Origin of the sequence: Leptolyngbya sp. UWPOB_LEPTO1 (assembly GCF_017302695.1) — a bacterium.
GTDB lineage: Bacteria > Cyanobacteriota > Cyanobacteriia > Leptolyngbyales > Leptolyngbyaceae > Leptolyngbya > Leptolyngbya boryana.
The window spans coordinates 57,193-74,801 of sequence record NZ_JAFLCJ010000015.1 but is presented as its reverse complement, the minus strand read 5'-3'; the positions used below and the strand labels follow the sequence as shown (position 1 = coordinate 74,801).

The window sequence follows — 17,609 nt, the reverse complement described above, 5'->3', positions numbered from 1 at the left end:
TCATGACTCAAATCGACCGCTCGCCTTTGGTCTACACAGATTGGACAGTTATCGAAACGGAATTTGTCCCCGAATTGCTCAATTCGCGCGAAACCGTTTTTACGATCGGCAATGGCTATCTTGGAACCCGTGGCAGCTTTGAAGAAGGCTATGCTCAATCTCAGCCTGCTACGTTAATTCATGGGGTGTATGATGACGTTCCGATTGTCTATACCGAACTGGTCAATTGTCCGGATTGGCTGCCACTGCTGATTATTGTCGATGGCGATCGCTTTCGTTTAGATCAAGGTGAAGTTCTGAGTTATGAGCGTCAGTTAGATGTGCGCCGAGCCGTTCTGAGTCGAACGATTCACTGGCGCAGTCCGAGTGGCAGAACCATCCGGCTGCATTTTGAGCGATTTGCTAGTCTTGCCGATGAGCATGTGGTCGGGTTGCGCTGCCAAATCACTGCGTTAGAAGCAGATGCGATCGTGGAAGTGCAAGCGAGTATCAATGGCTATCCAGAAAACCAAGGCTTCAACCATTGGGAACAGCTAGGACAGGGGAAAACCGAGCATGGCGTTTGGTTGCAAGTCCGCACGCGAACGTCTCATATTGAACTGGCAATGGCATCAAGTTTGTCATTGAGTGGCGCGCAGGGAAATGTCCAAGTCACGAATGTTCCGGGTTATCCGACTTTGACGACGACCTTTACGGCTCCGGCTGAGCAAACGATTACGATCGAGAATTTGATCACCATCTACACGTCTCGCGAGGTGGAATCTCCGGTTCAATCCGCTCAAAGTAAGCTCGCCGCTTTGACCAACTATCAAGACTTGTTTGATGCTCACGAACAAAGCTGGGCAGAAGCGTGGCAGCAAAGCGACATTGTGATTGAAGGCGATCTCCGCGCTCAGTTGGCGGTGCGATATAACCTATTTCAGTTGTTGATTGCCGCTGCGCGCCATGACGATCGAGTGAGCATCCCCGCGAAAACCCTTTCAGGCTTTGGCTATCGCGGTCACGTTTTCTGGGACACCGAGATTTTTATTCTGCCGTTCTTTACCTTCACTCAGCCGCATCTTGCTCGCAATCTATTGACCTACCGCTATCGAACCATTCAAGGGGCGCGTCGGAAAGCGACTTACTACGGCTACAAAGGCGCAATGTACTCTTGGGAAAGCGCGGATACAGGTGATGAAGTCACCCCACGTTGGGCATTGCCAAAAGATCCTTATGGCGAAGATATTCGGATTTGGTGTCGCGATCGCGAAATTCATATCAGCGCAGACATTGCCTATGCGTCCTGGTACTACTGGCAAGCGACTCAAGATGATGAATGGATGCGCGACTATGGCGCAGAAATCATTCTCGATACTGCTGTGTTTTGGATGAGCCGTGTTGAGTGGAGTACTCGCTATGAACGCTATGAAATTCGGGAAGTGATTGGTGCAGATGAGTACCATGAGCACGTGAATAACAATACATTCACGAATCGCATGGCGCAATGGCATCTGGAAAAAGCGATTTATATTTATGATTGGCTGAAACAGACGCAACCTGAGAAATTAGGCGAATTGTGCGATCGCTTAAAAATTACCTCCGAACGGCGATCGCGCTGGCAAGACATTGCAACGAATATGTTTATTCACAGCCATCCCTCGGGCTTGATCGAGCAATGCGATGGCTTTTTTGATCTCGAAGATATTAATCTGGAGGACTACGAGCCGCGCACGAAATCGATGCAGGAAATTTTAACGATCGCGGGAGCCGACAAAGCTCAAGTGCTCAAACAACCGGATGTCTTGATGCTGCTGTACTTAATGCGGCAATCTCAAGAGTCTCCTTATTCTCTCGAAGCGCTAGAGAAAAATTGGAACTACTATGCGCCTCGCACCGATATTACTTACGGCTCATCTTTGGGTCCTGCGATTCATGCCATCCTTGCGTCGGATTTGAATAATACGGTTGAAGCCTACGATCGATTTATGCAAGCTGTGATGGTCGATCTTGAAGATACTCGCGGCAATGCGGACGATGGCATTCACGGCGCGTCGGCAGGCGGAATCTGGCAAGCTGTTGTTCTCGGTTTTGGAGGCGTGCAATTTGGCGAAGAACCCTTTGCTCATCCTCACTTACCTCCGGGCTGGACACGGTTGAAATTCCGCATTCACTGGCGCGATCAATGGCATGAATTTGATTTGAGAGCAGATCCTACAACCCCCAAAAGAACTATGACTTCTTCTGACATTCAAGGCGTGATTTTTGATCTCGATGGTGTTTTGACCGATACGGCTGAGTATCACTATCGAGCTTGGCAACGATTAGCGGATGAAGAGGGCTTGCCTTTCGATCGCGAAGCCAACGAGGCGTTGCGAGGCATTTCACGCCGAGCTTCTTTGATGAAGATTATCGGCGATCGTGTTTACAGTGAAGCTCAGATCGAAGACATGATGGAGCGCAAAAACCAGTACTATGTTGACTCGATCGACGCAATCTCACCGACGGATTTACTCCCCGGCGTTTTAGATTTCTTGAAAGAGATCAAACAAGCTGGAGTCAAAACTGCGTTAGGCTCTGCGAGTAAAAATGCGCGTCCGGTGATTGAGAAGCTCGGAATTGCAGAATACATTGATGTGATTGGCGATGGACATAGTGTAGAGCGTCCCAAACCTGCACCGGATTTATTTTTATTTGGGGCAAACGAGTTAGGAGTTGATCCTGCGGCTTGCGTTGTGTTTGAAGATGCGGCAGCAGGCATCGAAGCAGCGCTGGCAGCAGGCATGTGGGCAGTCGGACTCGGACCCGTTGAGCGGGTCGGTGAGGCTCATGTTGTTTTATCGAGTTTGGAAAATGTGCATTGGGCGGATCTGCGGGGAAAGTTGCAGCAGCTTGCAAAGGCGGAGCGGACGGCTGAATTGATTCGATAGCACACCCGAAATATGAGTGTTCAATTTGCCTAGAGAACTAAAAAAGCGCGATCGACACATCTGTCGATCGCGCTTTTTAACTCAATTTCTCAAATCTACTTGTTCGCGTAAGACTTGAACGATTGATAAGCCTCTTCAGGATGATACAGATGACATTGATCTGTGATCTCCTTCATCAATCCCCAAGAGAACTGATATCGTCTCAACTTCGATCCCCAAATCTTCATCAAACTGCTGTCTGCCAATCGCAAATTGTAAGAAGGAATCGCAGTGGAAAGATGATGCGGGATATGCACATTGATGTCGTGGCAGAGAAACTCAACCCACTTCGGATAATCACAATGCACCGTTCCAAACAGTTGCGCCTGTGCTGCATCCCATTCTTCCGGCTCTTTGAATTGGATATCCGGCAAGGTGTGGTGAACCAAGGTGAACGTGCTCATCCAGAAGTGATAGACCAACCAAGGCATCAACCAGAATTTCACAAAGCCCCAAACCCCAACCGTGAGGAACAAAGCCGGAAATACAATGGCGGCAAATGCGACGACAACTGCGATCGACAATTTCACTTTGCCGTGGTCGCGAGTTTTATAGTTCGACAGCTTAAAGTGAACCAAAGCCCAATGCAGAATCGAAGCGAGCCACCATAAGCGTCCGCGCGTCGTGGTGTAAGCGGTCTTCGTAATCGGATCAAGGTTGTCATAAACCTCTGTCCGCCAAGGCTGCCACGCATTATCCACATCCATTTTGTTGGTGTGATTATGGTGCTGGTTGTGCCCAATCCGCCAGCAGTGGAAGGGATAGATCAACGGAGCCATAAAAATGTGACCGACGAGATCATTGACCCATTTGCGCTGTGCAAACGATCGATGTCCACAGTCATGCCCAATCACAAAAAATCCGGTCAACGCAGTTCCTGTAAAAATCCACGCGATCGGCAAAAGAAACCAAGGGGAAGCAGCAATACTCCAATACCCCAGACCAACCATCAAAACATTGACCACAACGGCAGTCCAAGCTTTCCGCATATCTTTCTGAAAGCATTCGCGGGGCAAAGTTTTGATAATGTCTTTTAGGCGAAGCTTCGTGTCGGGACTGGTGAGGGTTGTGTAATCGGGCGTGAGCGATACCGTCATGAGCGATTCTTCTCTCCGGGAGGACTGTAATAACCACAATAAGTAGGGCAAGTTTCGACCGAAATTTGCCACTAAAAATCAGGCTGAAATCCCCAGCCCGACTTACTCTGTGAGTCAGTGTTGTTTTCTGTAAAGAAACCTTAATTGTTATATCACGATTCTGGGATCGAGGAGGAGTGATCTCAAGCCGCGATCGCTCAAGTTTCAGGCGGAAACTTGTGCGCTCGTACCTCTTCCCCAAACTCTTGCACCGCTTGCGTAATCAACGCATTCAGATCCAAATAGGTCTTGGCAAACTTCGGCTTCCAAGTTCCTAATCCCAAAACATCTGAGGTCACCAGCACTTGTCCATCGCAATGAATTCCTGCGCCGATTCCAATCGTGGGAATCGTTAGACTCTCCGTAATCGTTTTGGCTAAATCCGCTGGAACATGCTCGATCACAACCGCAAAAGCCCCTGCCTGCTCCAGCGCGATCGCTTCGGCTACGATCTTTTCTCCCGCCTCGTGCGATTTACCTTGCTGACGAAATCCCGTCTGTCTGACTGATTGCGGCGTTAATCCTACATGTCCCATGACAGGAATGCCCGCTTGAACTAATCGAGCGACAGTTTCCGCGATCGCGGGATAGCCGCCTTCTAATTTGACTGCGCCTGCATTCGTTTCTTTCAAAATTCGTCCTGCCGAATGCATCGCCTGCTGCCAGCTTTCCTGATACGTCAGAAACGGTAAATCGACGACTAACAAGGCTTCTTTCACGCCGCGCCGCACTGCTTTTGCATGATGAATCACTTCATCCAGCGTTAACGGCAAAGTTGTCTCATGCCCAAGTGCCACCATGGAGAGCGAATCCCCGACCAGAATCACTTCGATTCCAGCGCGATCGAGAATTGAAGCGATCGCATAATCCCAAGCTGTGAGAACTGCGATCGCTCTGTTTTGCTGTTTCCACTGAATCAAATGCTGCGGCGTAATGAGCATCAGAACTCCGAAAGAATGAAGAGAGTTGAAGATCTATCTTAATTCTAGGAGTTCCTCTTCAACGCTGCGACTGGACATTATTCCGAGGGGTTCTCTTCAACACTGCGACTGAACATCAAATGCGGCTTTGTTTGATAAGTGGTCATACTGACCCAAGCCAAACCCTCGGTTGTTCCGACCCACAATTTATTGCCCGTGTCAGGCGCGAGAGACATGACTTGATTCGAGGGAAGATGAGGAACTTGACCGATAATTGCGCCATTGTAAGGATTGACCCGAAAGAGTCCAGCGCTTGTGCCGACCCAAATGCTTCCAACCCCGTCAAATCCTGCTGAGACAATATCGCGTCCTCTGAGTTGAGTTACTGATCGTAAGCGGCGGCGCTGCAACGGATCGATTTTTACCAGTCCGCTGGTGGTTCCTGCCCACAGTGAACCATGTCGATCGAGTGCTAAAGACTGTGCTGTTCCTTCCTCTAAACTCATCCGGTGCAAAATTTTCGCACTTGCTGTATCGACCTGAACCAAGCCGTCCAACGTCCCGACCCAGAGCTGACCTTCAGGATCAAGACTTAAAGCATTAGCGCTAATCCCAGGCAGATTTTGTAGCGTCGTCATTTTTAAGCCTTGATCCGGACTAATCAGGGCAAGTCCAGAATCGGTGCCGACCCAGAGAAAGCCACGACGATCAACTAATAAGGACAACACCCGGTTCGAGGGCAGCGTCAGAGTTTGTGCTGTGACCGTATTGGTTTTTGGATCGATGCGAAACAGCCCTTCTGCTGTACCGACCCAAATGCGTCCGACTTTATCTTGCGCCAATGCCGAGATCGACAGATTCGGCAATTTCGTCTGAGAGATTACCCGTCCTGTGTTGGGATTAATCCGGCTTACGCCCTGCGGGGTTGCCAGCCAGAGATTGCCTTGAAAATCGCGTTGTAGCGCGGAAATCCGGAAATCAGGTTGAACGAAATTCTCTTTCAGCGGGGGAGCAACGGGGGGTGGAGCCGTTGGCACAAATGTAGAGGGTGTAGAAGAAACTGGGTTTGCGATCGATTTTGGCATCGATACCAATAACCCCAATATCAGCGAAGCAAACCCCAGATGGCGGAACACGGAAGACATAGCCAATCTCACTAAAATCTGGCTTATTGTGCCTCAGAAAATTGCGATCGCAACGCGGGGAAACTCGGAAATGCTATCTCCGACCGAGGGCAAAACTTGCTAGAGTGATGAATTGAGCAAATCACATGCCACTTTGTCAATGCAAACTGATCCGATCGTGCAATGCCCGAATTACTTTTGTCAGGCGCTCAACCCCGTCACTCAGGAGTTTTGCCATCACTGCCAAACTCGGATTCCCAAACGCTATCTCTGGGTCATGGGGGTAAAAGCAGGTCAGCCTGGTGAACGGCTCGACGATCGCTATTTGCTCAAATCATCCCAAATTGTTCTAGATACCAAACCCGGAATTCCACCGAATCCAGTCGAGGTTCCTCCCCAACTCGAACCCTATTTGCATTTGATGGCAGAGCGCCCTACGATTCCTCAGCCTTATGCTGTTTTGTCTGATCTGATTCTGCTCGAATCGGCTCCGATTACCACAGATGGGCAACTCATGCCTGCTTTAACTCAAGTGTGGAATGCAAGTTCTGGATTTCGCCAATTACATTTTCTTGAGCAAATTGCGCGACTCTGGCAACGATTGAGTGTTGAAAACGTTGCTTCAACTTTGCTTGATCCGAAGCAACTGTTTGCCGATGGCGACACCCTGAGACTGTTGGAATTGCGATTTGATCGGCAATCTCCCGCTCTGACGCAGTTAGGAGAATTGTGGACAACTTGGCAGCCGCACTCTGCGATCGCGGATTTCTTTCAGCAAATCTGCCAGAACTTAGTTGACGGAGAGATTTCGAGTATTGAGTCGTTAATTTCAGTCTTGGATCAAGCGATCGCCCATCAAGCCCAATATCAAACTCGCCAGATTCACATTGCAACGGCGACCGATCAAGGACCGAGCCGTCAAAGTAACGAAGATGCGTGCTATCCACCGAGTGCAACGAAGGCAAAGACGAATCTCGTGATTGTCTGTGATGGGATTGGTGGGCATGAGGGTGGAGAGGTTGCCTCACATTTAGCGATCGAGACGATCGCGCGCCAAGTTCAAGCGATTCAATCGGATGAGATTGAGCAGGAATTAGAAGCCGCAGTGTGCGAGGCGAATGATGCGATCTCCGAACAGAACGATGCGGAACGGCGGCAAGAACGGCAGCGCATGGGCACGACTGTGGTCATGGGATTAGTTCGAGGGCATGAATTCTATCTCACGCATGTGGGGGATAGTCGCGCCTATCGCATTACTCGCAAGGGCTGCTATCAAGTCACTTTAGATGATGATGTTGCGTCGCGTGAGGCTCGCTTGGGATATTCCTTATACCGAGATGCGTTACAGCGTTCTTCTGCGGGATCATTAGTGCAAGCTTTGGGGATGGGGAGTTCGAGCTATTTGCGCCCCACCGTACAGCGATTGATTCTTGATGAGGATTGTGTCTATCTGCTGTGTTCAGACGGATTGAGTGACAACGATCGGGTCGAAGAAGTTTGGCAAACCGAAATTGCTCCGATTCTAGACGGGAAGATTGATGTGGCTGTAGCCGCACAGCAATTAATCAATATCGCAAACACGCGCAACGGTCACGATAATGTCACGGTCGGTTTGATTCATTGTCAAACGAAAGAATCGCGGCGATCGCAGAATGCTCAAACGATTTCGCCTGCTTTAGCTCAGCCCACTCAAATGCTGGCTGCTCGCGAAGTGTCTCAATTGAGAACTCAGATTGCAGAACCCCGTCGGATCAATTGGTTCAAAGTTTTGTTCATCGTATTGGCATTATTGGGCATTGCAGGTGCGATCGCGACTCTGCTTGCTCCAGAATTGATTGCTCGTTTTACCAATCGAATGCCTGTGCCTTCTGCGACAGTGCCGCCAGTTCCCGCTTCTCCGACTGTGACTCCGCTGACTTCCGGTTCATTTATCCAAATTCAGACCGCAGATCAAACAGCAGGTCTGCCGCTGTTCAAAAATGCTGCGCAATCGACTGAGACGGCAAATGAGATTCTGGGTCGCATGTCTTCTGGAACCGTTCTGCAAGTTGTCGGACAACAGCGATCGACTTCGGATCAATCGAATTGGTTGAGATTGAAAGTGTGTACGCTGCCGACTGAGGGGAAACTGGTGAACTCAGTTAGGCTAGGAAATATGGGGTGGCAAAGAGAAAGCGCGATCGCGAATTTCACCCGCATCTCCCCCAAACCTGACCAGATTGGAGCTTGTGCTGAGTCTGCTGCTGAGTCTGCAAAAGAGAACCCATCGGCTACGCCATAGATTAATTACCGGATAGCCTTTAAGATTAAAGTTCCGGAGTGTTAACCCAGCCTTTGCCGATTCATGTCACCGTCTGACCTTCCTTGCCTAAGTTTAGCGATCGCACGATTACGCGCCTCTCAAGCTGAACATTTTGCAATTCATGTGATCGAAGCCCCTTACCGAGGCGGCTATCTCTTACGCGATTGTCTATGGACGGCTGAACTGAAACAACATTGGCGATCGTGGCAAGAAATGTTTTCGACGCGCGGGGTTCCGGATGTGCCGCATATCTCCCAGGTGAGTACTCCTCCCATCGAGGTAGCCGAAACACCTGTGGGACAGCCAATTTCGCGAGGTGCGCGGTTGATGCAGAATCTGGGCATCAATTTGTGGCAATGGCTGTTTGATGGCGTGATTGAAAGTAGCCTTAACCGCAGTCAAGGGATCGCTCAAGGGCAAGGAAAAGCGCTGAGATTGCGTTTAGAAGTGCGCGATCCGGATCTGATTTCACTGCCGTGGGAGATTATGCAGCCTGATGCCGGAAAGCAGGCAATTTCGTTGAGTCAGCAGCTTTTATTTAGCCGCACGACGAGCGATGTGGATGCTTTGCCCGTTTTGCGATCGGAGTCGAGTCTCAATGTTTTACTGGTTTTAGGACAAGATGCGGCTCCCGACCTGTCTCAAAGCGGCGACGAATTAAAACGGCTCAAACTTGAGCAAGAAGCAAGCGCGCTGACCCGAATTCTCAAGGAGCGACAGGGAATCAATCGCCTAGCTGCGCCTTGTTTTGTCGATACGTTGTTACAGCCAACTTCGGGGGAATTAATCGATCGCTTGGAAAGCGGTCAATATAATGTGCTGTTTTATGCAGGTCACGGGGTTCCGGCTCCAGATGGCGGCTTGTTATTCCTTCGTCCGAATCTGCCGATGAATGGGACAGAATTGGCGCAGGTTCTGACTCGTTGTCATGTGAAACTGGCAGTTTTTAATGCCTGCTGGGGCGCACAACCCGAGCAGCAAGGGGCAGAAACGATTCCCCGGAGCAGTTTGGCGGAAGTTTTGCTGCATCATGGGGTTCCAGCAGTTTTGGCGATGCGGGATTCGATTACGGATCAAGAAGCGCTGAGTTTTATCGCGACTTTTGCTCAGGCATTGTCAGAACGGATGCCGATCGATCAAGCTGTCGCTGTTGCACGTCAACATTTGCTGACTTTATTTCGGTTTAATCATCAAGCTTGGACGCTGCCTGTTTTGTACATGCACCCTGAATTTGATGGCGAATTAATTAAGCCGATCGCAGAAGGACTCACGCAAATTCCGCATACGCCGAGCCAGTTAGGAATGCAGAATCCGGTCGCCTCGATTCGATCGCTAGAAAATGCCAAAGTTTGGACGATTCGGGGCGGCTTAATGCGCGTCGGAATGAGTGCTGAGAATGATTTAGTCTTGGCGAATGAACCTGGAGTGTCCCGGAAACATGCGGAAATTTTCTACCGCAGTGCCAACCCAGACACGCTGCAACCCAGTTATTTTCTGCGCGATTTTTCCCGGTATGGAACCTGGGTTTCTACCTCAAAAGGGTGGCAGAAAGTCCATAATTATGAAGTGCCACTACAATCTGGGGCACAAATTAAGTTTGGTGGCTCGCAGAATTCGGTTTTAGAATTTTTGGTTTCGCCTGCGGACGGACGGAATTAGGGAGGTCTCCCTACTCCCCACCCCCCACTCTTCTCTCCTAAGAACTTTGAAATTTTAGGAGAATTCGCGTAAATTGTGAGGTCAGTTACGGAACTGGTAACGATCGGCTTGAAGTCATAGCCATCAAACATACCCACCCTTAGTTCACTCGATGCGGAATATTGTCATGGCACACGAAGCAAGTCCCTCTAACTCTCTCGAACTCCAACTTCGGCAGGCACTCGCAGCAGCGTTGCTTGACTCGGAAGCCGTGACAGTGCGGTGGAATGAGCCAGGCAATGTTGAGACGGTCGAAGTTGAAATTGCGGAAGTCTCTCAAAGTAAGATTGCCTATCCGTGGAATCCAGCCGATGCGGAGGCGGAATCTTTCTTTAATGCTTTAGATCAAAAGTTCTCGCTCGATGCGCTGCCAGAATCCGAACTCAACGATCGTGCCGATGCGTTCTTCTCTCATTTAGATACCTTGTTCGCAGCTCCAACTCTGGAAGCTTCTTTGGCTCAGAAGTTTGCAACTGTGCCGCAGGCGATTCTGAATATGATCGCGCGTCAGGCTGAGAAGTTGGCAAACTCTTCAGCAAGTCTGGCGGATCAGTTGGTACTTTGTGTACAAGAAGCATTGCCGCAGTGGGCAGAAGATGATTTACACGTGCTGGCGCGTCCTTTGGCATATTCGATGCGCGGCGAAGAACAGAGCGTAAAATCGACCGATTGGGCGAAATTGTCAGAAACCGAGCAGGCGCGGTTAACTTTGGCGATCGCGCAATATGCCTTGAAAGAAATTCAAGACTAATCGTTCCCCACTCCTAAATTGAACTGAACGAAAAAGCCGCGATCGTATTTGAAAGCGATCGCGGCTTTTTGCTGGAAATCAATCCAAAATCGCCTGAATAGGATAAGATAATACACGTCCCTTGGAGAGGTGGCAGAGTGGTCGAATGCGTTCGACTTGAAATCGAATGAACCGAAAGGTTCCGTGGGTTCGAATCCCACCCTCTCCGTTTCTACAGACGAGCCTCAATCAGAGGTTGTCCCGTCAAACTGAACGATCTTACTTCGGTAATTCTCACTTTGACGGTTTGACCTCTGAGTTCGTCGATAGAGCCTGCAAAGAACGTCAACCGATTTCCGCGCGTCCGCCCCATCACCTGCGTTGGATCTTTCGGATTCTGAGCTTCTACCAGTACTTCTTCAATTCGTCCTGCATATCGCTGCGATCGCTCTGAGGCGCTTTGCGACACCAAATGATTCAATCGTTGTAAGCGATCGGCTTTGACTTCTTCAGATAACTGATTCTCCCAAACTGCCGCAGGAGTTCCGGGACGTGGAGAATATGCCGCTGTATTGATCAAATCAAATCCGATATCGCGCACCAAACTTAAGGTGTTCTCAAATTGGGCTTCAGTCTCACCTGGGAATCCAACGATCGCATCAGCGCTAATCGACGCATCTGGCATATATTCGCGAATCGTGTCAATGATTCGACGATATCGTTCGTGCGTATACCCGCGTGACATTGCCTTCAAAACATCGTTATCGCCGGATTGGAACGGAATATGGAAATGCTCACACACTTTCGGCAATTCCGCACAAGCTCGAATCAAACGCTCTGTGAAATAGCGTGGATGACTGGTTGCGAATCGAATGCGATCGATACCCGGTACATCATGCACAAAGTACAACAAATCTGTGAACGTATGCAGATGTCGTCCTTCTGGAGTGGCTCCCGGCAAATCTCGCCCATACGCATCAATGTTCTGACCCAATAAGGTGATTTCTTTGTACCCTTGGGCTGCAAGCTGTTCAATTTCCGCTCGAATCGCTTCCGGTGTCCGAGATTGTTCGACCCCACGCACACCTGGAACGACACAATACGTACAACGCTCATTACAGCCATAAATCACATTCACCCAAGCCGTGACATCGCTATTGCGTCGCGGTTTTGTAATGTCTTCGACAATATGAATGGGATCAGTCGCAACGACTTGCTGACCACTAAAAACCTGTTCCAGCAAATCTTCGAGCTGGTTGGCATATTGCGGTCCCATGACTAAATCGAGTTCGGGCACTCGTCGCAGTAAGGCTTCACCTTCTTGCTGTGCGACGCATCCGGCCATGACGATCGTCAAATTCGGATTTTCTTGTTTCCGCTGTGCCTGCCGTCCGAGATAGGAATAAACTTTTTGCTCTGCATTGTCCCGAATCGTGCAGGTATTGTAGAGAATCAGATCGGCTTCGTTGGCTTCTTCTGACCATTCAAAGCCCATTGTTTCTAGAATTCCAGCCATACGCTCGGAATCTGCCTTGTTCATCTGGCAGCCAAACGTCGTGATGTGATAGCGGCGAGCAGCAGTCATGGGCGTTCTCGAAATCTTTGACAGATACCCATTCTAGCTGAATACGACAGAAGCCTCGCATCCCGAAGCTTCTGCCTCATCTAAACTTCTTCACTATCTAATTGCGCGAATACAATTGCACATCCCACAAATGCGATTAATAAAGGCATCGGAGACGCGATCGCGAATCCTAAAGCTGCGGCAAGACCCGTTCCTACCAATGCACTTAAGCTCCAGAATCGTTCGTCCTGGCTCAAGCCTTTTTCAGCTTTAATGGCGTGTAAAACTGAGCTGGGGATCGGAACAGGCATGACAGAGTTGGGCGGAAATGCCCAATAGCTGGAGCGTTCTCTAAACCAGTCTGTCCAGCCATTTGTTTGACACCAATCGGCAATCCATTGTTCGCAGTAAGGGTTCATCTCTAAAAATCGGGTGGGGTTCAAAAGTCAAAAATAGAGTTGTCGATCGTTCAAGATCAGCAACTTCTTCAAATCGCGGTCATGAATCAGATTTTGTGAGAGAGCCGCACGTGGCTCGCTAACACTCACGAAAACGGAATAGTTAAAAAGGGTCAGAAAACTTCGATGCCTCGGATCTTTAGGAACTGTGAGAGTAACAACTCCTTGATCTGTATCGTGAGAATAACAAACTCATGCTTGCCTTTCTAGCGTAAGAAATTAAAGTTTACTTTGGAACTAAGCAGCAATTATCTGTAACATTCACAACAGAAATTAAGTTTTTTGATGAGTCTAATTACTTATTTTGAGTGGCGAGAATTCTAGGCGATATCGATACAATGCGACAGGTGTATTTCCTGCATTGAAATAGTCAGGATCTTGCGGCGAAAGATAGATAGCAGTAATTTGATCTGCGCCAATTTTTCCATCGACAAACTGATAGGCAGTCGTGGTTTCAACCTGGTTTAAGTAGGGTTGAGATGTACTTCTAAAGACTTGTTGAAAAATCTCGCTCGTAATGAATTGTTTGGGATCAGGAGTCTCGATCGCTCGACCTGTAATCGTTGAAGTCAGAATGCGATCGTCTCTCAAAACGGTAATTTGTTTATTCGGAGAATTTGGATCAACTTTGACGGAAAGTACAGCGCGATCGCCCAAATATGCCCGCGCAATATTCAATCCGTTAAAAGCGCGATCGGCAACGACTTGGGTTGGATTCGGTTTGAATCGCACATCAAATTCGATCGGCTGATTCACATATTGCCGATTACTCTCGAATCCTGGCGTGACAATTTTAGGAGCGAGGGGAGCAACGAGATCGATTAAGGTGCTTTTCACATGCCAAGTTCCCGCGATCCAATCGGGGTAGATCAGATCGCCTGTCGCTTGAGAAACGGGCGGTTTATTGTGCCAATCCGGGTAAGCAGAAACGCGATCGGACAATGCACCTGCCCACACTGGAGTCGTGTAAAAGCAGGTGAAAAGCCAAATCAAGCTACACAGCAGAATTTTATAAAGATTTAGGAAGCTGCATCGAACCGATTTCATGCTGGAACAGCCGCTTTCAATTCAAAAATTCGCTCAATAATGTCTGCAACAACTTTATCGGGAGTCGAAGCTCCAGAAGTAATACCTACAACGATTTCGCCTTCAGGTAGCCAATGCTCAGCGATTTCCAAATCTTTGTGCAGTGGCTTATGCTCAATGCGATCGCGAGACAGAATCCGTTCCACACTATCGATGTGATAAGACGGAATTTTGTAGTCGATCGCAATTTCCTGCAAATGTGTTGTATTCGAAGAATTGTAACCCCCAATCACAATCATCATGTCCAGTTTCTCTTTGACGAGATCGAACATTGCATCTTGCCGTTCTTGAGTCGCATCGCAAATCGTATTAAAACTCAAGAAATGCTGATTCAATTCATTCGGCGGATACTTCTTCAGCATCGTGTGTTCAAACAATTTGCCGATTTGCTCAGTTTCGCCTTTGAGCATCGTGGTTTGATTCGCGATGCCGATTTGAACTAAATCACGATCGGGATCAAACCCAACAGAAGTCGCTTTCTTGAATTTGGTCAGAAATTCTTCGCGATCGCCCCCGTTCAAAATGTAATCAGCAACGTATTGCGCCTCAGCGAGGTTCAATACAATCAAATACTTTCCAGCAAACGAACTGGTTGCAACCGTCTCTTCGTGATTGTATTTGCCGTGAATGATCGAGGTGTAATCACCTTTTTTGTGCTTCTCAACGGTGTTCCAAACTTTAGAAACCCAAGGACAAGTGGTATCGACGATCGTACAACCGCGATCGTTTAATAACTGCATTTCCTGCACGCTTGCCCCAAATGCAGGCAAGATTACGACATCCCCTTTTGCAACCTCTGAGAAATCTTTCTGCCCAGCCACAACAGGCGTAAACAAGACGTTCATTTCTCTCAATCGCTGATTCACCGAGGGATTGTGAATAATCTCATTGGTAATCCAGATCCGTTCGGTTGGAAAATGCTGGCGGGTTTCATAAGCCATTGCGACAGCGCGTTCAACGCCCCAGCAGAAGCCAAACGCTTGCGCCAGTCGAATCGTCACATCGCCTCGTTTGAGCGTATAAGCTTGCTCACGAATTTCCTGAATCAAGTTGCTCTGATATTCGGACTGCATAGTATCTGCAACTTCCGCATCATGTCCGAATCCTTTGCGGTGATAATTTTCAGAACTATTGAGCGATCGCTTAAACGCCTTGGTATCCATTTCACAACTTCCTCGCGCCTACGATCCGATCATAAAACACTAACGCAGCGCCAATTGATTGAAAGTTTGAATTGCTGATCGCCAAACTAAATATCCTTGGGTGCTGAGATGCAAGCCATCGGTGGTTAAGTCCGATCGCAAAAATCCTTCTTTGTCAGCAAAAAGCGGCTGCAAATCTAGAAATTCAACCTTGGTTTGATCGGCTAATGCGGCTAAACGGCGATTAAATTGGTAAATTCGAGCATTTGACAGGGCTTCAACCTGAGTTGCATTGGCAGTGGTAATTTCTTCTTTTGCACGAGGCAGCAACGACTGAAGAACAATTTTTGATTTGGGATGAGATTTCTGCAATTGAGCAATGATGTCGGCTTGGGCATCGAGAATCTCTTGCTCAGAATTGCCTTTGAGCAAATCATTAATTCCGACCATGACGAAGATCGCTTCGGGTTGCGTTTGATCAAAGAGTTTCAAGCGTTTTGCTAAGCCCGACGCGGTTTCACCAGAAATGCCTTGATTGAGCCAAGTGCGATCGCTTGGTAGCAGATCTTGAGGAAACCAAAGCGTCAGCGAATCTCCTGCCATCACGATTAAGCGATCGGGTTTTCGTTTGATCATGGCTTTCGCTTCTTTTTCAAGCAGATCGACCCAATCCTGATACGTCAAAGATCGACCCAACGGCATCGAAGCAGCTTGCGCGACAATCTCTGGGGTTTCAACTGCTTTTGCAACGGTTGCAGTCCGAGCGGCGGGGGGATAGAGCAACGTTTCAGTGAAATAGCGATCGCCTAAGAACCACAATCCTAACGTTGTGCCGAATACGACATTGGTGACAACAGATAGATAAACCCAACCTGGAACGGTTTTAGAAATCGGAGACACTGCCACGATGATTCGCTTTGTATAAAAAACACTGTCGGATCTTATAGCCCAAAATCCCCCTGTTAATAAAGAAATTTAGAAGATACTAAAATGGAAGAAATTTTGTAGGCAAGCGACCTATGCGCTATCAAGACATTATTACCATCGAGCCTGGGAAGCGCGGTGGCAAGCCTTGTATCCGGGGAATGCGAATCACCGTTTATGATGTTTTGTCCTACTTGGCTTCAGGGATGACTTATGAAGAAATCCTAGACGATTTCCCATATTTGACCCATGAAGATATTCTGGCTTGCTTAAGTTATGCCGCTGAGCGTGAACGTCAAACGCTGGCAATTCAAGCATGAAATTGTTGTTTGATCAAAATCTCTCGCCTCGATTAGTTCAACGGCTTGCTGATTTGTATCCTGACTCTCAGCACGTTTCATTCCTGGGACTGGATCAAGCAGACGATCGCATCCTCTGGCAATATGCGGAGCAGAATCATTTCACAGTTGTCACTAGAGACTCAGATTTCAGTGAGTTGATTACCTTGCAAGGATTTCCACCCAAGGTAATTTGGATTCGACGAGGAAATTGCCCAACTCACCAAATTGAAGAGATTTTGCGATCGCACTACGAAGACATGATTCAGTTCAGCGCAGATCCCAATCTTGGAATACTAACGCTGTACTAAGTTCACTCGCTTCAACCCTACCGCCAACGCAGTTCTAAATATCCCCGTTCCGGTTGGCTCAATTCTTGCTCTGTCAACCAATCGACGAGCTTATAAGTTCCAAACACATGATCCCACCAATCGACAGCTAAGCCAAAATTGTGATGCCACATGCCATATTTGTGGTGCACGTAATGTACAGGCATCTTCATCCAAAAACATTTCGTCGGATTTTCATGCTGGAGTTGATGCGCGTAAGAAGAAAACGCAGCGTAAACTAATCCGCCTAAGAACCAGCCGATGCCAGCCTCGATCGACACAAAAAACAACAATCCCATAATCAGAATCGTGCCTTTGAGATAATCAAAAAACTCCCAAATCACGCCTTGCCCTTCATTGCGGCGATGATGATCGCGATGCCGTTCGCCCAATTTGTAAGGCTTGTGCATGAGTCGGTGCACCCAGTACTCGACCAGACTCGCGAGAACAAACGCGATCGCAAAACACGCAACGCCAATAGCAATTTTCCCGATCACGACAAGCTCCTGATTTCCTCACAACATTTGCTATTGTGCCGAAGAAATCCGGAGTATGTCAAAATCCAGAAAACTGATTCGCAACCTCAATGCTGAAATTCATTGCCGTTCTCTTAAGTGCTGTTTTACTTTTTTCCTCGCCAGCTTGGGCAGACAATTCACCTGCACAGTTATTTGAGCTTCAATGTGCAGGCTGTCATGTAAATGGCGGCAACATTATTCGACGCGGAAAAACGTTGAAGCTCAAAGCCTTAGAAAAGAATGGATACGGGACAGTCGAAACGATCGTAGCAATTATCACCAATGGGAAAGGAAATATGTCTGCCTACAAAGATCGCTTGAGCGAATCGGAAATTCAATCCGTCGCCGAATATGTTCTCGATCGCGCCCATCAAAACTGGAACTGAAACTGA

The 17,609-nt window shown here is 48.3% G+C and carries 16 protein-coding genes and 1 tRNA gene; 8 read left to right on the top strand and 9 right to left on the bottom strand.

The annotated features are described in order from the left end of the window. Positions 1–2: 2 nt before the first annotated feature. Positions 3–2,909, top strand: coding sequence for a beta-phosphoglucomutase (gene pgmB / locus J0L70_RS21225; RefSeq protein ID WP_287455774.1), 2,907 nt, complete (start codon positions 3–5; stop codon positions 2,907–2,909). 95 nt (positions 2,910–3,004) lie between these two features. On the opposite strand, the gene J0L70_RS21220 is transcribed toward pgmB, so the two are convergent. The 3 genes from J0L70_RS21220 to J0L70_RS21210 form a co-directional block, all read right to left on the bottom strand. Beyond that, entirely contained in the window at positions 3,005–4,045 is a 1,041-nt protein-coding gene (locus J0L70_RS21220) for a fatty acid desaturase (protein ID WP_017290912.1), read from the bottom strand. Between the two features lie 197 nt (positions 4,046–4,242). Continuing rightward, positions 4,243–5,025, bottom strand: coding sequence for a 3-methyl-2-oxobutanoate hydroxymethyltransferase (panB, locus tag J0L70_RS21215; RefSeq protein WP_017290911.1), 783 nt, complete (start codon positions 5,023–5,025; stop codon positions 4,243–4,245). 77 nt (positions 5,026–5,102) lie between these two features. Then, a complete protein-coding gene (locus J0L70_RS21210) occupies positions 5,103–6,149 on the bottom strand; it encodes a ligand-binding sensor domain-containing protein (RefSeq protein ID WP_268179866.1) in 1,047 nt (348 codons plus the stop codon). A 139-nt stretch (positions 6,150–6,288) separates the two neighbouring features. Between J0L70_RS21210 and J0L70_RS21205 the strand changes: the two genes are divergently transcribed. From J0L70_RS21205 to J0L70_RS21190, 4 genes are all read left to right on the top strand, one after another. After that, the gene (locus J0L70_RS21205; protein ID WP_287455773.1) at positions 6,289–8,409 is read left to right on the top strand and encodes a PP2C family protein-serine/threonine phosphatase; all 2,121 of its coding nucleotides are present in this window, start codon (positions 6,289–6,291) and stop codon (positions 8,407–8,409) included. A 63-nt stretch (positions 8,410–8,472) separates the two neighbouring features. Next, entirely contained in the window at positions 8,473–10,089 is a 1,617-nt protein-coding gene (locus J0L70_RS21200) for a CHAT domain-containing protein (protein WP_287455772.1), read from the top strand. A 166-nt stretch (positions 10,090–10,255) separates the two neighbouring features. Next, positions 10,256–10,879, top strand: coding sequence for a hypothetical protein (locus J0L70_RS21195; RefSeq protein ID WP_197693229.1), 624 nt, complete (start codon positions 10,256–10,258; stop codon positions 10,877–10,879). A 123-nt stretch (positions 10,880–11,002) separates the two neighbouring features. Then, a tRNA-Ser gene (locus J0L70_RS21190) sits at positions 11,003–11,087 on the top strand. A gap of 3 nt (positions 11,088–11,090) precedes the next feature. Here J0L70_RS21190 and miaB read toward each other — a convergent pair. The 5 genes from miaB to J0L70_RS21165 form a co-directional block, all read right to left on the bottom strand. Continuing rightward, on the bottom strand, positions 11,091–12,443 hold the full coding sequence (miaB, locus tag J0L70_RS21185) for a tRNA (N6-isopentenyl adenosine(37)-C2)-methylthiotransferase MiaB (RefSeq protein ID WP_017290906.1): 1,353 nt from the start codon (positions 12,441–12,443) through the stop codon (positions 11,091–11,093). A gap of 80 nt (positions 12,444–12,523) precedes the next feature. Continuing rightward, on the bottom strand, positions 12,524–12,841 hold the full coding sequence (locus tag J0L70_RS21180; protein WP_017290905.1) for a slr1957 family protein: 318 nt from the start codon (positions 12,839–12,841) through the stop codon (positions 12,524–12,526). A gap of 330 nt (positions 12,842–13,171) precedes the next feature. After that, the gene (locus J0L70_RS21175; RefSeq protein WP_287455771.1) at positions 13,172–13,927 is read right to left on the bottom strand and encodes a DUF6816 family protein; all 756 of its coding nucleotides are present in this window, start codon (positions 13,925–13,927) and stop codon (positions 13,172–13,174) included. Further along, a complete protein-coding gene (locus J0L70_RS21170; protein ID WP_287455770.1) occupies positions 13,924–15,129 on the bottom strand; it encodes a 4-hydroxy-3-methylbut-2-enyl diphosphate reductase in 1,206 nt (401 codons plus the stop codon). The genes J0L70_RS21175 and J0L70_RS21170 overlap by 4 nt, the downstream gene beginning before the upstream one ends. Positions 15,130–15,168: 39 nt before the next feature. After that, complete coding sequence (locus J0L70_RS21165; protein WP_017290902.1) at positions 15,169–16,014, bottom strand: GDSL-type esterase/lipase family protein; 846 nt, start codon at positions 16,012–16,014, stop codon at positions 15,169–15,171. A 113-nt stretch (positions 16,015–16,127) separates the two neighbouring features. On the opposite strand from J0L70_RS21165, the gene J0L70_RS21160 reads away from it, so the two are divergent. Continuing rightward, entirely contained in the window at positions 16,128–16,352 is a 225-nt protein-coding gene (locus J0L70_RS21160; protein WP_017290901.1) for a DUF433 domain-containing protein, read from the top strand. Continuing rightward, positions 16,349–16,681 carry a DUF5615 family PIN-like protein gene (locus J0L70_RS21155; protein ID WP_017290900.1) on the top strand — a complete coding sequence of 111 codons (333 nt, stop codon included), beginning with the start codon at positions 16,349–16,351 and terminating at the stop codon, positions 16,679–16,681. Before J0L70_RS21160 ends, J0L70_RS21155 begins: the two co-directional genes overlap by 4 nt. Positions 16,682–16,698: 17 nt before the next feature. Here J0L70_RS21155 and J0L70_RS21150 read toward each other — a convergent pair whose 3' ends face one another. Then, positions 16,699–17,196, bottom strand: a complete 498-nt coding sequence (locus J0L70_RS21150) for a sterol desaturase family protein (RefSeq protein ID WP_017290899.1) — start codon at positions 17,194–17,196, stop codon at positions 16,699–16,701. An 89-nt stretch (positions 17,197–17,285) separates the two neighbouring features. On the opposite strand from J0L70_RS21150, the gene J0L70_RS21145 reads away from it, so the two are divergent. Continuing rightward, on the top strand, positions 17,286–17,603 hold the full coding sequence (locus J0L70_RS21145; RefSeq protein ID WP_287455769.1) for a c-type cytochrome: 318 nt from the start codon (positions 17,286–17,288) through the stop codon (positions 17,601–17,603). Positions 17,604–17,609: the final 6 nt, after the last annotated feature.